The sequence below is a fragment of the Burkholderia sp. AcTa6-5 genome, from assembly GCF_017815075.1.
Lineage (GTDB): Bacteria > Pseudomonadota > Gammaproteobacteria > Burkholderiales > Burkholderiaceae > Burkholderia > Burkholderia sola.
In genome coordinates, this window is the sequence record NZ_JAGIQE010000035.1 from 1 (window position 1) to 15194 (window position 15194).

General features: G+C 68.1%; 12 protein-coding genes. 6 read left to right on the top strand and 6 right to left on the bottom strand.

Annotation, left to right across the window (positions count from 1 at the left end):
• The first annotated feature begins 242 nt into the window (after positions 1-242).
• Positions 243-1238 carry a sulfonate ABC transporter substrate-binding protein gene (locus J8I33_RS31010; protein WP_050011135.1) on the top strand — a complete coding sequence of 332 codons (996 nt, stop codon included), beginning with the start codon at positions 243-245 and terminating at the stop codon, positions 1236-1238.
• A 4-nt stretch (positions 1239-1242) separates the two neighbouring features.
• On the opposite strand, the gene J8I33_RS31015 is transcribed toward J8I33_RS31010, so the two are convergent.
• A complete protein-coding gene (locus J8I33_RS31015) occupies positions 1243-1827 on the bottom strand; it encodes a putative glycolipid-binding domain-containing protein (protein WP_124554062.1) in 585 nt (194 codons plus the stop codon).
• A gap of 207 nt (positions 1828-2034) precedes the next feature.
• Here J8I33_RS31015 and J8I33_RS31020 point away from each other — a divergent pair, with 207 nt between their 5' ends.
• The gene (locus J8I33_RS31020) at positions 2035-2943 is read left to right on the top strand and encodes a LysR family transcriptional regulator (protein WP_209927140.1); all 909 of its coding nucleotides are present in this window, start codon (positions 2035-2037) and stop codon (positions 2941-2943) included.
• A 4-nt stretch (positions 2944-2947) separates the two neighbouring features.
• Here J8I33_RS31020 and potE read toward each other — a convergent pair whose 3' ends face one another.
• Positions 2948-4333, bottom strand: coding sequence for a putrescine-ornithine antiporter (gene potE, locus J8I33_RS31025; RefSeq protein ID WP_209927148.1), 1386 nt, complete (start codon positions 4331-4333; stop codon positions 2948-2950).
• Positions 4334-4411: 78 nt separating this feature from the next.
• On the bottom strand, positions 4412-6676 hold the full coding sequence (locus J8I33_RS31030; RefSeq protein ID WP_179233182.1) for an Orn/Lys/Arg decarboxylase N-terminal domain-containing protein: 2265 nt from the start codon (positions 6674-6676) through the stop codon (positions 4412-4414).
• Between the two features lie 542 nt (positions 6677-7218).
• Here J8I33_RS31030 and J8I33_RS31035 point away from each other — a divergent pair.
• Together J8I33_RS31035 and J8I33_RS31040 are read left to right on the top strand one after the other, a co-directional pair.
• Positions 7219-9399, top strand: a complete 2181-nt coding sequence (locus J8I33_RS31035; RefSeq protein ID WP_209939713.1) for an ornithine decarboxylase — start codon at positions 7219-7221, stop codon at positions 9397-9399.
• Positions 9400-9458: 59 nt separating this feature from the next.
• Positions 9459-9980, top strand: coding sequence for a hypothetical protein (locus J8I33_RS31040; protein WP_209939714.1), 522 nt, complete (start codon positions 9459-9461; stop codon positions 9978-9980).
• Positions 9981-10017: 37 nt separating this feature from the next.
• Here the strand turns inward: J8I33_RS31040 and J8I33_RS31045 are convergent, their stop codons facing one another.
• The 3 genes from J8I33_RS31045 to J8I33_RS31055 form a co-directional block, all read right to left on the bottom strand.
• A complete protein-coding gene (locus J8I33_RS31045) occupies positions 10018-11175 on the bottom strand; it encodes an iron-containing alcohol dehydrogenase (RefSeq protein WP_209927165.1) in 1158 nt (385 codons plus the stop codon).
• Positions 11172-11507 (bottom strand): putative quinol monooxygenase, encoded by a 336-nt coding sequence (locus J8I33_RS31050; RefSeq protein WP_050011141.1) that lies wholly within the window; start codon positions 11505-11507, stop codon positions 11172-11174. Before J8I33_RS31050 ends, J8I33_RS31045 begins: the two co-directional genes overlap by 4 nt.
• A gap of 241 nt (positions 11508-11748) precedes the next feature.
• On the bottom strand, positions 11749-12468 hold the full coding sequence (locus J8I33_RS31055) for an SDR family oxidoreductase (protein ID WP_209939715.1): 720 nt from the start codon (positions 12466-12468) through the stop codon (positions 11749-11751).
• Positions 12469-12602: 134 nt separating this feature from the next.
• Between J8I33_RS31055 and J8I33_RS31060 the strand changes: the two genes are divergently transcribed.
• The gene (locus J8I33_RS31060) at positions 12603-13580 is read left to right on the top strand and encodes a LysR family transcriptional regulator (protein WP_124679728.1); all 978 of its coding nucleotides are present in this window, start codon (positions 12603-12605) and stop codon (positions 13578-13580) included.
• A gap of 142 nt (positions 13581-13722) precedes the next feature.
• Positions 13723-15111, top strand: coding sequence for a nucleobase:cation symporter-2 family protein (locus J8I33_RS31065; RefSeq protein WP_124679727.1), 1389 nt, complete (start codon positions 13723-13725; stop codon positions 15109-15111).
• Positions 15112-15194 lie beyond the last annotated feature (83 nt).

Consider the following 15194-nt stretch of genomic DNA (forward strand, 5'->3'; position numbering starts at 1 on the left):
GCAGTGCAAGGAGTAAGGAGCGCCGTTTGGCCGTGCCAAACAAGCGACGCACGACGCCGCAATGTGGGCGGAAAGGCACGTTCCCCTGTTTGGAAAAATTCATTCGCGGGGCTGGCCCCCAGAAGGGCCGATCGCCGCGTCATGCTCCTCGCGAATACGTCGAGTATTCGCTTCGTCGCAATCCTCGCGCTCGGCCCTTCTGGGGGCCAGCGCAAACCCGTTATTAGCGTGAACACGCCCTAATGAACGACACACCGCACGCAGACCTTGAAACGACCCCGGCGAACCCGCGCCGCCGCCAGTGGCTGCATGGCGCGGCCGCCGGACTGGCCGGGCTCGCGCTCGGCCCGCTCGCGGCCGTGCCCGCCCGCGCGGCCGCCGACAGCGGCACGCGGCTGCGCGTCGGCTTCCAGAAATACGGCAACTTCGTCGTGCTCAAGGCGCGCGGCACGCTCGAGAAGCGTCTCGCGAGCCAGGGCGTCACCGTGCAATGGCTCGAATTCCCGGCCGGCCCGCAACTGCTCGAAGGGCTGAACGCCGGCGCGATCGACGTCGGCACGGTCGGCGAAACCCCGCCGATCTTCGCGCAGGCCGGCGGCGTCGAGTTCGTCTACATCGGCAACGAGCCGCCCGCGCCGCAGGGCGAGGCGATCGTCGTGCTGCCCGATTCGCCGATCCGCACCGTCGCGCAACTGCGCGGCAAGAAGGTCGCGTTCAACAAGGGTTCGAACGTCCACTACCTGCTGGTGAAGGCGCTCGAACATGCGGGCCTCACCTATGCCGACATCCAGCCGATCTACCTGACGCCCGCCGACGCGCGCGCCGCGTTCGTGCAGCGCAGCGTCGATGCATGGGTGATCTGGGATCCGTACCTGGCCGCCGCCGAACGACAGCTCGGCGCGCGCGTGGTCGCGAACGGCGAAGGGCTCGTGCGCAACACGCAGTACTACCTCGCGGCGCGCAAGTACGCGGCCGCACACCCGCAGGTGCTGCGCGCGCTGCTCGACGAAGTCGACGCGGTCGATCGCTGGGCGCGCGATCACGTGCCGGAGGTCGCCGCGCAACTGTCGCCGCTCGTCGGCCTCGACGCGCCGACGCTCGAAGTCGCGCTCAAGCGTGCCGGCTACGGCGTGCAGCCGATCACCGACGCGACGGTCGCGTACCAGCAGAGCATTGCCGACGCGTTCAGTACGCTGAAGCTGATTCCGGGCAAGCTGTCGGTCGCCAGCGCGCGCTGACGCGTCACGACGCAGCCACTCCGCCGATGCGCCGCCATTCGTCGTAGTCGGTGACGAGGCCCGCATCGTCGATCCCGATATCGGCCGCATACGTACCGCTCTCGTAGCGGTACACGTACGGCGCCGTGCGCGTATAGCGCTGCTCGCCGCGCACGATGGCGAGATCCGGGAAACGCAGCCACGCGGTGCGAATCTCCGCCGACTCGCCGACGGCGAGCGCCAGCCGGCGAATCGGCAGCGTATTGGTCGACGGACTGAAGCCGAGATCGATATCGGTCGCGCCCGCGAGCGCCGGCGCAGCGATACCGTCGATCGTCCACTGCCCCGCGTCGCACGCGATGTCCCATTGCCGGGGCGGCGCGGTGCCGGTCCAATGCGTCACGCGCGCCGAGCGCGTGAGCCAGTCGGCGCCGCATGCGACCGCGTAGTCGATACGAAACGGCGTGCCGTCGATCGCGCCCGCCACCGCACCCGCCAGCGCGTTGCCCGTTGGCGACTCGTCGAGCCGGCACCATTCGGCCGCCTGCCACGTCTGCACGATCTGCCATGCGACGCAATGCGTCCGTCGCGCTTCGTTCCGTTGCGTCATGTCGCGTCTCCTGTCGGCCGGGCGAAAGAAGGCCGATTTTCGCGCACGGCGCGGACGAACGCACGCGGCTTTGGCGGCACCGTAAGCGCACCGGCCGATAGTCAGTATCGGCCCGACGCACACCATCGCGTCGACGCCGCTTTGGTACCATCCGTCGATCGGTAAAAATCGAACCGGAAGACATCGGAAAACACGAGGCGCGACTTCATGGATCTGTTGGCGACGATGCGCATCTACGTGAGAGTCGTGGAGCGCGGCACGATGTCCGGCGCGGCGCGGGATCTCGACATGGGCCAACCGGCCGTCAGCGAACGCATCGAGAAACTCGAAAAGCATCTCGGCACGCGGCTGCTGATGCGCAGTGCGCGCACGCTCGCGTGCACGGAAGAAGGCCGCCTCTTCTACGAACGCAGCAAGGCGCTGCTCGAAGCGGCCGAACTGGCCGTGGCGTCGGTGTCGAAGACGGACAACGCGCTCGACGGCACGATCCGGCTCGCGGCGCCGCAGTGTTTCGGCGAGGTCGTGCTGCCGGCCGTGCTGATGCAGATCCGCACCGCGTATCCGAAGCTGCACATCGACCTGGTGCTGAACGACGAGATCGTCGATCCCGTCACCGAGGGGGTCGACATTTCGATCCGGGCCGGCCAGCTCCGCGACGGCGGCTTCGTCGCCTACGCGCTCGGCGCGGTCGGCCGCGTGCTCGTCGCCGCGCCGTCGTATCTCGAGCGGCACGGCCCGCTCGACACGAAGGACGATCTCGCGAACCATCCGTTCATCCGGGTGAAAGGCGTGTTCGCGAACGAGCAGGTGCCGCTGCGGCGCGACGGCGGTGCCGTCGAATACGCGCGCATCCGCACGGTCATGACCGCGAGCCACTGGCGCCCGATGTTCGACACGATCGCGGCGGGCGGCGGTATCGGCGTGGTCCAGCACCCGGCTTGCGCCGACGCGCTCGCGCGCGGCCGGCTCGTTCGCCTGCTGCCGCACTACGACGTGCCCGACTTCGCGCTCAATGTGCTAGTGCACGCGCAGCGGCCGCTGCCGCCGCGCGTGCGGGCCGTCGTCGATCTGTTGAAACGCACCCTGCCGCCGCTGCTGACGACGCCCGACCGCTAGGGCTTCACGCCTGCAGCGACTTCCCCGGCTCCTTCACGTGCGCGTCGACTTCCATCTGGTAGAAGCGCGCGCTGACGAAGCCGAACAGCGTCCAGCCGAGGAACACGCACAGGCCGCCGAGCATCAGCGCCTGCTCGCCCGAACTGTAGAGCGCGTAGAAGCTGTACGCGGTTGCGACCATCGCGACCGCGTTCGTCACCAGCGCCTTGCCCGGCGGCACCTTCGCAACCTTCTGGATCGTGATCAGCGCGGCCATCGACATCACGTAGGGCACGAGGTTCGTGACGACCGCGAGATCGACGATCTTCTGGAACTGGCTGCTCAGCTCCGGGCTGATCGTCATCAGCGCCAGCGCGACCTGCGCGACCAGCAGGATCACCATGCCGACGATCGGCGTGCCCGTGCGCGTCGCGCGGGCGAACACCGGCAGGAAATAGCCGACGTCCGCCGAGCTCTTGAACACCTGCGCGACCGTGAACTGCCAGCCGAGCAGCGAGCCGATGCACGCGATCACCATCAGCGCGGTGACGATCGTGCCGACGGTCGGCGTGAACATCGTCGCGAACGCGAGGCCGAACGGCGCGTTCGACGCCGCGAGGATCGCGTTGGGCACGATCCCGGCGATCACGTTGGTCGACACGATATAGAAGATCGCCGACGCGATCGTGCCGCCGAGCACGGCGATCGGCACGTTGCGCTCCGGATTCTCGACGGCGTCCGCGTTCGCGCACGCCGATTCGAGCCCGAGGAACGCCCACAGCGTCACCGCGATCGAGCCGCCGACGGCCGGCCCGAACGGCAGGTTGTGCGGATTCCACGCGGCGCCCCAGGTCGCGCCGCTGAACCAGAACCAGCCGATCAGCGATACGACGACGACCGGAATGATCACGCCCCACACCGTCACCGCGCCGATCCGGCCGGTGATGCGCGAGCCGCCGAAGTTCGCGACCGTCGTCAGCACGAGCAGGAAGATCGTCCACAGGCCCGTCTGCAGCGGCGACAGCGTCGCGTCGAACAGCACGGTGCCGTAGCCGACCGCCGTGACGCCGATCGCGACGTTGGCGATCACGAGCGACAGCCCGTACGTGTAGTTCGCCATGTAGTTGCCGGCCTTGCCGAACGCGTATTCCGCGTAGCCGCCCATCCCGCCCGGCTTGCGGCTCAGCATCCCGCAGCGCGCGAACGCGTAGGCCAGCGCGAGCGAGCCGCCGGCCGTGACGATCCACGACAGCAGCGAGATCGTGCCGACCTGCGCGAGCTTCGCCGGCAGCAGGATGATGCCGGAGCCCATCATGTTGACCGCGGTGAGGATGGTGAGCTGCCAGACGTTCATCCGGCTCTTCGGCGCGGCCGCCGGGGCCGCGTCGGCCAGGTGCGCTGCGTTGTCCATGGTGTTCGATCCTTCGATGTGAGGCCGCCGCGCGGCCGGTCGCCCGTTCGCCCGGTCAGGCTTCGGGGCTTCGGGGCTTCAGGCCGTCAGGCAGTACACGCGATACGTGCCGTCCTCGACTTCCACGCCGTGCGTGTCGTGCGCGAAGCCGGGAAAACGCCGGTCGTATGCTTCGAGCGCCTTCAGGTAGCCGAGCACCGGGCCGCCGGCCGGCCCCGCGTTCTCGCCCGGCATCAACAGCGGAATGCCCGGCGGATACGGCACGACGCCGGTCGCCACCGTGCGCCCGGCCAGTTCGTCGAGCGTGACCTGCTCGACGCGGCCCTGCACGAGATGCTCGTACGCGCGCACCGGGCTCATCTCCGGCTTCGGCAGGATCGAGAACGCCTCCGACATCAGGCGCGTCGTGCCGAGCTGCTCCATCGCCGCGAACATCGTGTCGGCCAGATCCTTCAGCCCCATGCCCGCATAGCGCGAACCATGCTCCTGAGCGAGCGACGGAATCGCCATGTCGAGGGGCAGGTTCGCGTCGTAGTCGCGCTTGAAATCGCACAGCGCGCTGACGAGCGAGCCCCACTTGCCCTTCGTGATGCCGATCGAGAACAGGAACAGGATCGTGAAATCGGTCGTCTTCTCGACGACGATCCCGCGCGCATCGAGATACGCGGTGACGACGCTCGCCGGGATGCCGACCGGCATCAGGCCGCCGGCCGGCGCCACGCCCGGCGTGACGATCGACACCTTGATCGGGTCGAGCATGCAGTAGCCGTCCTCGATATTGCCGAAGCCGTGCCATTGCGCGCCGGGGCGCAGCACCCAGCACGCCGGGTCGGTCGCGAGCAGCTCGGGCGGCGCTTCGTGGAACGGCAGCGTGCGGCCCGTGCGCGCCTCGAGCACGGTGTCGGGCTGCCAGCATTCGAAGAACCAGTCGCCCTTCGCGCCGAATTCGCCGTTCATCCGCGCGATCATCTGCCGGAACGCGACGGCCTCCTCGATCGATTCGCGCGTCAGCGCGGCGCCGCCGGGGCCGTCCATCATCGCGGCCGCGACGTCGTTCGACGCGATGATCGCGTAGTTCGGCGACGTCGACGCGTGCATCATGAACGTTTCGTTGAACTGACCATGCGGAATCGGGCTGCGGCCGTCGCGCACGTGGATGTACGACGCCTGCGACAACGCGGTCAGCAGCTTGTGCGTCGACTGCGTCGCGAATACCGTCGGCCGGTCCTTGTGGTGGTCGCGCGGGTCGCCGTGCATCGCATGGCGGTCGCGGTAGATCGGATTGAAACGCGCGTAGCCGTACCACGCTTCGTCGAAGTGCAGCCGGTCGACGCTCGCGCCGAGCAGTTCCTCGACGCGCGTCACGTTGTAGCAGAGGCCGTCGTACGTCGAGTTCGTGACGATCGCATGCTTCGGCTGGCGGTCGGCGAGCCCCGCCGCGAGCGGGTTCGATGCGATCGCCTCGCGGATCGCCGCTTGCGTGAGGCGCTCCGATGCGATCGGCCCGATGATCCCGTAGCGGTTACGCGTCGGCACGAGGTAGGTCGGAATCGCGCCCGACATCGTCATCGCATGCTCGGCCGACTTGTGGCAGTTGCGGTCGCACAGCGCGATCTGGTCGCGGCTCACGCTCGCCATCAGGATGATGCGGTTCGACGTCGACGAGCCGTTCGTCACGTGATACGTGCGATGCGCGCCGAACACGCGCGCCGCATAGCGTTCGCTTTCGCCGATCGGGCCCGAGTGATCGAGCAGCGAACCGAGTTCGCCCACCGAGATCGACAGGTCCGAGCGGAACAGCGATTCGCCGAAGTATTCGAAGAACGCGCGGCCGACCGGCGATTTCAGGAAGCCGGTGCCGCCCGTGTGGCCCGGCGTATGCCACGAGTATTCGTAGACGCGCGAGAACTTCGCGAGCGCGCCGAACATCGGCGGCAGCACGGTCGAGCGATAGCGTTCGATCGCCGCGTGGATGCGCCCGCCGATGAAGTCGGCCGTATCCTCGAGCAGCCACACGAAATCGTCGACCTTGCCCATCACCGCGGCCGGCACCGTCGACGCGACGCTGCGGTCGGCCAGCAGGAAGATCGGCACGTTGGCATTGCGATGCCGGATCGCATCGACCACGGCCTCGGACGGCCCGTGGCCGTCCACGCCGAGATCCCAGTCGAGCAGCACGCACTGGATCGACGGATCGGAGCGGATCAGCACGATGGCATCGTCGGCGGACGTCGCCGTCAACACGTCGATACCGCGTTGCGCGAGCTCCGCGCTCAGCGTGCGCACCGCACGCCCGGTTGCCGTTTCCTGCGCGATCTCGTCGTCGACGAGTAACGCACGCATGCCGAGACGACGCATGCCGCCAGTGGAAGTGTTCACGTTGTTGCCCTCGCTGTTGCGTTGCTTCGATTGGTATCGTTCGTCTCACGAGCACGCGGACGGCAGGTCACGGGCAGCGGCACGAGACGCTCGCCATTCCGGCTTGATTCGCCATCCAGTTCGGAGCCGACTATGCCATGAACGCCTTACGATGAAAAGCCAACGGTTCGGCGAAATCATCGGCGCCTTTCCAATCGGATTTCATCATTGGATCATTTTTATATGCGCCGCAGCACGCCAATTCCCGATCAATTGATCAGGCTCAGCCGTCAATGAAATTGACCATTCCGATCGATTGAATTCGCATGCCTTTGTTGCTACGATCGGCAGCGCCGGGCACTGTCCGATCACGGCCGTGCCGCGCTGCTCAATGCTTCTCGGTGCAGTCCGCATTCGGCGTTCGGCATTCGCGGGAACGTTTCAATCGGCTGCAGCGCGTGTCGTATCGACATCACGCATCAGCGCGAATGCGGCTCCCGTTTCAGGTCATTTACCGGAGAGTTCGCGTGAGCCTGTTGAAAATCGCAGTCGAGCCGGCGCTGATCGGCGCCTTTCTCACCACGCACGAACAGGTCGACGTATTCCAGACCGATTTCACGAACATCGCGGCCATCGTCGTCGGCATCGATGCCGCGGAAAAGGTGCTGAAAACCGTCGAGCGAACCGGTTTCGCGATTCCGTTCTTCGTCGCGGTCGAGCCCGACCAGGAAGTGCCGCCGTCGGTCCTGCCGAACGCGAGCGGCGTGATCCCGCTCCGGCACGGCGGCCGCCACTACCACGGCCGGCAGATTTCCGCCGCCGCCGACCTCTACAGCGAGAACCTGCTGCCGCCGTTCTTCAAGGTCATGCGCGACTACGTGCAGCGCGGCTACGTCGAATTCGACTGCCCGGGCCACCAGGGCGGCCAGTTCTTCTCGAACCATCCGCTCGGCCGGATGTTCTTCGATTTCTTCGGCGAGACGCTGTTTCGCTCGGATCTCTGCAACGCGGACGTCCGGCTCGGCGATCTGCTGATTCACGAAGGGCCCGCGCTGGAAGCCCAGCGCAACGCCGCGCGCATCTACAACGCGGATAAAACTTATTTTGTGCTGAACGGCACGTCGACGTCGAACAAGGTCGTCACGAGCGCGCTGCTCGCGCCCGGCGATCTCGTGCTGTTCGACCGCAACAACCACAAGTCGGTGCACCTCGGCGCGCTCGTCCTGTCCGGCGCGCGGCCGGTCTACCTCGAGACCGCGCGCAACGCGTGGGGCCTCATCGGCGGCGTCGACAGCGCGGCGCTCGGCGAAGCGCGCATTCGCGACGCGATCCGCGACGTCGCGCCCGAGCGCGCCGACCTGCCGCGCCCGTTCCGGCTCGCGGTGATCCAGCTCGGCACCTACGACGGCACGATCTACAACGCGCGCGAAATCGTCGACCGGATCGGGCATCTGTGCGACTACATCCTGTTCGATTCGGCGTGGGTCGGCTACGAGCAGTTCATTCCGATGATGCAGGACTGCTCGCCGCTGATGCTGACGCTCGGGCCCGACGATCCCGGCATCTTCGTCACGCAGTCGGTGCACAAGCAGCAGGCCGGCTTCTCGCAGACGTCGCAGATCCACAAGAAGGACAGCCACATCGAAGGGCAGAAGCGCTTCTGCGATCACCGGCGCTTCAACAACGCGTACATGATCCACGCGTCGACGAGCCCGTTCTACCCGATGTTCGCGGCGCTCGACGTCAACGCGCAGATGCATGCGGGCCCGGCCGGCAGGCGCCTGTGGCGCGACTGCGTCGCACACGGCGTCGATGCGCGCAAGCTGCTGCTGAAAACCTGCCGCCAGATTCGCCCGTTCGTTCCGCAGCAGATCGACGGCCGCCCGTGGGCCGACTACCCGACCGAGCAGATCGTCGACGACCTGCGCTTCTTCCGCTTCCATCCGGCCGACAGGTGGCACGGCTTCGAAGGCTATGCGGACGACCAGTATTTCGTCGATCCGTGCAAGCTGCTGCTGACGACGCCCGGCATCGATCGCGACACGCACGAATACGCGCCGTTCGGCGCGCCGGCGCCGATCCTCGCGCGCTACCTGCGCGAGCACGGCGTCGTGCCCGAGAAAGCCGACTTGTATACGATCCTGTTCCTGCTCACGCCGTCGGAGAGTGCCGGCAAGCTGCAGCATCTGGTCGCGCACCTCGCGCAGTTCGAGCGCCATCTCGACCAGGACACGCCGCTGCGCGAAGCGATTCCGTCGCTGTGCGAAGCGTATCCGGAGCTGTACGGCACGATGCGCCTGCGGCAGCTGTGCCAGCGCATGCACGATTTCTACCGCAGCCACGACATGAAGCATCTGCAGAAACAGATGTTCCGGCGTGCGCAGTTCCCGAAGCAGGCGATGCTGCCGCAGGCCGCGAATACCGAGCTGATCCGCAACAACGTCGAACTCGTCACGCTCGAGCGCATCGAAGGCCGGATCGCGACCGAAGGCGCGCTACCCTATCCGCCCGGCATCTTCTGCGTGGTGCCCGGCGAAGCGTGGGGCGGCCCGGCGCTCGACTACTTCCGTGCGCTCGAAGCCGGGATCAATGCGTTGCCGGGCTTCGAGCCGGAAATCCAGGGCGTGTACCTGCAGACGAAGCCGGACGGCACGAAGCAGGCGTCGGCGTACGTGGTCGCGGCCGGCGCCGACGCGTCGCGGGCCTGATCGCGATCGGTGCGCGACTCGCACGGCGCTTGCGCGCCACGTGTATCATCGCCGCCATCATGCCCATCCGACCGCTTCGTCCGCTCCTGATCGCCCCGGCGCTCGCCGTCTCCATCGCCGCGCATGCGCAGCAGGTCGGCGTGGTCGCCGACGGCGTCTACTACACGCCGAATACGCATCTCGCGGCAGGTACGTCGCTGCAAGTGCTGCCCGACGACGACAAGGGCGTCGCGCGCTGCTGCGCGACGGTCACCGGCCGCGCCGGCAAGCCCGGCAACCAGATTCTCGACAGCCTGCACGACGACCGCACGATCGCCGCGTACGCGCTGTCGCTGCCGAAGTCGGTGCCGGCGGACACGCGCGGCTTCGGCGTCGTCGGCGCCGCGCATTTCGTGCGCCAGGGCGCACACCCGGAAGCCGTGCTCGACGGTGGCTTGCAACTCGCGTTCTCGACCTGCACGTCGGTCGAAGGCACGCATTACCTCGGGCGCAAGGTCGGCGCCAACACGTTGCTCGTGCACCTGTATCAGTACTTCGACGGCGAATTCGAGCCGACCTGCAAGGATCGCGACCTGAAATAACGGAACCCGGCCGGCGGGCGGCATCGCGCCCGCCGCGTCACCACGCGTGCCGGTAGATCGCCAGCGCGTCGGCCTCGGTCACCTCGCGCGGATTGTTCACGAGCAGACGCGTCTGCAACATCGCGTCCGACGCCATCCTCGGCAAGTCGTCCTCGCCGATACCGACGTCGCGCAGCGTGCGCGGAATGCCCGTCGCGACGATCAGCCGGTCGATCTCGGCGATCAGCGCATGCGTTTTCGCTTCGTCGCTGCCCGTGGCCGACGGCGCGACGATGGCCGCCAGTTCCGCGTAAAGCGGCGCGGCCGCCGGCGCATTGAAGCGCAGCACGTGCGGCAGCACCAACGCATTCGACAACCCGTGCGGCACGTGGAAGATCCCGCCGACCGGATAAGCCAGCGCGTGCACGGCCGCGACCGGCGCATTCGCGAACGCCTGCCCCGCGAACATCGCGCCGACCAGCATCGCTTCGCGCGCGTGCCGGTTCTGCCCGTCGTCGCATGCGGCCAGCAGGTTGCGCGACAGCAGCGTCAGCGCGTGCGTCGCCAGCATGTCGGATACCGGATTCTTCAGCCGCGCGGACGTGTACGCCTCGATCGCATGCACCATCGCGTCGATGCCGGTGGCGGCCGTCGCCGCGCGCGGCAGGCCGAGCGTGAGTTCCGCGTCGAGGATCGCGACGTCCGCGAACAGGTGCGGCGACACGACGCCCATCTTGCGCGCCTCCCCGACCGTGACGATCGACACGGCCGTGACCTCGGAGCCGGTGCCGGCCGTGGTCGGCATCTGCACGAGCGGCAGCCTCGCGCTCGCGACCTTGTCGACGCCGTACATGTCGGCCAGCGCCTGCTGCCCCGGCGCGAGCACCGCGATCAGCTTCGCGACGTCCATCGACGAGCCGCCGCCCAGGCCGAGCACGATCTCGGCATCGGCCGCGACGGCTCGCGCGGTTGCTTCGAGCACCACGTGCTCGGGCGGATCGGCGATCACGTCGTCGATCACGGCGACCTGCCAGCCGTGCGCGGCGAGGCTCTCCAGCGCGGGCGCGAGCACGCCGCTGCGGTGCAGGAACGCATCGGTGACGACGCACAGGCGCGCGAGCGCCGGAAAGCGTTCGCGCAACAGCGCGCCGAGCCGGCGCGCGGCGCCGAATTCGACGATCTGCGTCGGAACGGTGCGGAATTGAAACGGGTTCATCGGGCGCCTCCCGGGGGCGTCGCCGTGCCGGTGTCCGGCTGCACCATGTAGCGGATCACGTCGCGACGCTCGAGCAACGGCATGATCGCGCCGACACCGATCCGCTGGAAATGCGGCGTTTCCCGATGCACGTCGAGGCCGTCGGCCTCGCTGTAACGCTCGAGGATCACGATGTGGTCGGGGTTCTCCGGGGACCGGAAGTACGCGTAGTCGAGGTTTTTCGGCTCGGTGCGCGTGGCCGGCGCGAGTTCGGCCAGCAGCTCGACCACGCGGTCGCCGTTGCCGGGTTTCGCGAAGAAATGCGCGATGACCTGCAGATAGGGTTCGTTCATGCTGCGCTCCATGTTGGACACAAGCCCGTCGCGACGGGAGCGCCCCCCCATCCGCCACGAACCGGATGAATTCAAACGCGATGAGGCGGCACCGTATCGCTGACGCGTCGTCGCATTGTATTGAATCGGCACGGCCTGCGCTGTGCCGCGACCGGGCCGCCAACGGCAGGCCGAATCGCGCCGCACGTTCACGGCGAGCCGGAACCTGGCCGGCCGCCGCGCGCTTGCGCCGCCGCCCCGGCTACCACGGCACCGTCCGCCCCAGATAGTCGAGATACTCGAGCCCGGGCCGCGCCCGCTTCGCCAGCAGCACGTCGACGAGGCTCGGCACGCTTTCGTCGATGGTCAGGCGTGCGTCGGGGCCGCCGAGTTCGGTGCGGACCCAGCCGGGCGCCATCAGCGCCAGCGCGCGACGCGTGTCGGCCTGACGCGCCGCGAAGCTACGCATGAACTGGTTCAGCGCGGCCTTGCTGCCGCGATAGACCTCGCGCATGCCGCTGACGTTGTTCGCGACGCTGCCCTGCCCCGACGACATCGCGCCGATCAGCCCGTCGTCGGTCACCAGATCCTGCAGCGTCTCGATCGCGCGCATCGGCGCCAGCGCATTCGTGATCATCACGCGTACGAATTCGTCGGTCGTCACTTCGCCGATCGTTTCGTTCGGATCGTTGGTCGTGCCCGCATTCACGAACAGCATGTCGAAGCGCCGGCCCGACAGGCGCTCGCGTAGCGCGGCCAGTTGCGCGGGCTCGCAGATGTCGAGCGTGCCGATCTCGAGCCGGCCGTCGAACCGGTCGGTCAGGTCGTGCAGCTTGGTGCGCCCCGATCCTTCGCGCACGGTGCCCGTCACGTTCCAGCCCTTGTTCAGGAATGCCTCCGCCATTGCCAGTCCGAGGCCGCGCGACGCCGCGACGAGGAGGATCGCGGGCGCGTTTCGTCGATTCGATTCAGTCGATTGCATGATTTTTCGCCTTTGCCGTGTTTCGTCATGCGCCCACTATAGGCGCGCACCATACCAGGCGCCAGACGCACCGGATGCAACCCATCATTGCATCGAACGCCATGTCAAACCTCCCAGTGGCGTATCCTGTCCGCATGGAAGACATCGACCTGAACCTCGTCACCGCGCTCGACGTGCTGCTGTCGGAGAGCAGCGTGACCGGCGCCGCACGCCGGCTGGGCCTGAGCACGTCCGCGATGAGCCGCACGCTCACGCGGCTGCGCCTCGCCACCGGCGATCAATTGCTCGTGCGCGCCGGGCGCAAGCTCGTGCCGACGCCTCATGCCGCCGCGCTGCGCGACCGTGTCCATGCGGTCGCGCGCGACGCGCGCGCCGTGCTCCGGCCGGCGACGGCCGACGTCGATCTTGCAACGCTCACGGCTACGTTCACCGTTCGCGCGGCCGCATCGTTCATGGAAATGCTGGCCGGCCCGGTCGTCGCCGCACTGGCCGACGTCGCACCGCACGTACGGATCCGCTTCGTCCCGAAGCTCGACCGCGATCCGCAGGCGCTGCGCGACGGCACCGTCGACCTCGAGATCGGCAAGCGCGGCGACGACGCGCCCGAGCTGCATACGCGCATGCTCTTTCACGACTGGCACGTCGCGGTGGCGCGCGCCGGGCATCCGCTGTTCGCGTCGGCCCGGATCACGGCCGCGCGCTATGCCGCCTGCCGCCACGTGATGGCAGCCCAGCTCGGCGATTTCGGCGGGCCGGCCGACGACTCGACCGGCCATGACGGCCCGGACCCTGCGGTGCACGTCGTCGTGCCGGGCTACCCCGACGCGATGCGTGTCGCGGCCAGCACCGACCTGATCGCGCTGGTGCCGCGCTCGAGCCTCGGCAACGCGTGCTCGCCCGGGCTCATCGAAGCGCTCGGGCTGCGCAGCTTCGAGGTCCCGGTCCGCCTGCCGGCGATCCTCGTGTCGGCGCTGTGGCATCCGCGCATGCACGGCGACCCCGTCCATCGCCGTCTGCGCGACACGGTCATCGCCGTATGCCAGCGCGCGTATCCGGATTCCCGTCCGCCACGCACGACGGCGCGCGGCAAGGGAGCCCGCGCGGCCGGCTGACGTCGGTTTGCGCGCGTGCTTGCCGGCCAGCCGCGCGGCCGGCAACGCACCGCCGGCGCCCCACTACCGCGGCCCGGCCGGGCGGCGCCGCCAGCCCCTTCGGCTAAAATGCCGCACTTTCCACCTCGCCCGCCCGCTCGCCATGCAACCCGCCTCCTCCGCCCCATCCGCCTCCCACGGCGCCGACGCCGCAGACGCGGCCCGCGACCTCGTCTACGGCCCGAACGACCGGCCGGCGCCGATGGTCGCGTTCGTCGCCGCGCTGCAGCACCTGCTGGCGATCATCGTGCCGATCGTCACGCCCGGCCTGCTGATCTGCCAGGCGCTCGGCGTGTCCAGCCGCGATACGACCCTGATCGTGTCGATGTCGCTGGTGATTTCCGGCATCGCGACCTTCGTCCAGTGCAAGCGCTTCGGCCCGCTCGGCGCCGGCCTGCTGATTGTCCAGGGCACCAGCTTCAACTTCGTCGGCCCGCTGATCGCCGGCGGCAGCCTGATGGTCAAGCAGGGCACGCCGGTCGAGACCGTGATGGCCGCGATCTTCGGCGTCGTGATCGCCGGGTCGTTCATCGAGATGGGCGTATCGCGCATCCTGCCGTTCGTGAAGCGCCTGATCACGCCGCTCGTCACCGGCATCGTCGTGCTGCTGATCGGCCTCACGCTGATCAAGGTCGGCCTGATCAGCATGGGCGGCGGCTACGGCGCGATGGCCAAGGGCACCTTTGCGAGCGCCGAGAACCTGACGCTGTCGGGCCTCGTGCTCGGCACGATCATCCTGCTGAACCGCGTGCCGGTCGTCTGGGTGCGCAGCACCGCGCTCGTCATCGCGCTCGCGATCGGCTACCTCGCGGCCGCGTTCCTCGGCCGCCTCGATTTCACCGGCATGCACCAGGCCGCGCTGTTCCAGGTGCCGACGCCGCTGCATTTCGGCATCGGCTTCTCGTGGGCGCTGTTCGTGCCGATGCTGATCATCTACCTCGTCACGTCGCTCGAAGCGATCGGCGACGTGACGGCCACCAGCAAGATCTCGAACGAGCCGGTCGAAGGGCCGGTGTGGATGCAGCGGATCAAGGGCGGCGTGCTCGTGAACGGCGCGAACTCGCTGCTGGCCGGCGTGTTCAACACGTTCCCGAGCTCGGTATTCGCGCAGAACAACGGCGTGATCCAGATCACCGGCGTCGCGAGCCGTCACGTCGGCATCTGGATCGCGGCGATGCTCGTCGTGCTCGGCCTGTTCCCGGTCGTCGCCGGCGTGCTGCAAGCCGTGCCCGAGCCCGTGCTCGGAGGTGCGGCGATGGTGATGTTCGGCGCCGTGGCCGCGTCGGGCATCAACATCCTCGCGGGCGTGCACCTCGACCGCCGCGCGCTGCTGATCATCGCGGTGTCGCTCGCGCTCGGCCTCGGCGTGTCGCAGGTGCCGGACATTCTGAACAGCCTGCCGCATGCGCTGAAGAACGTGCTGGAATCGGGCGTGGCGACGGGCGGCATCTGCGCGCTCGTGATGAACTGGTTCCTGCCGGAAAGGAAGTAAGGCCTTCACGCCACGCCGGATCGGCATCGATCGGTGAAACCGCGCCATTTCCGGAGCGTCCGGGGGGCGCGGTTTTTCTTTCG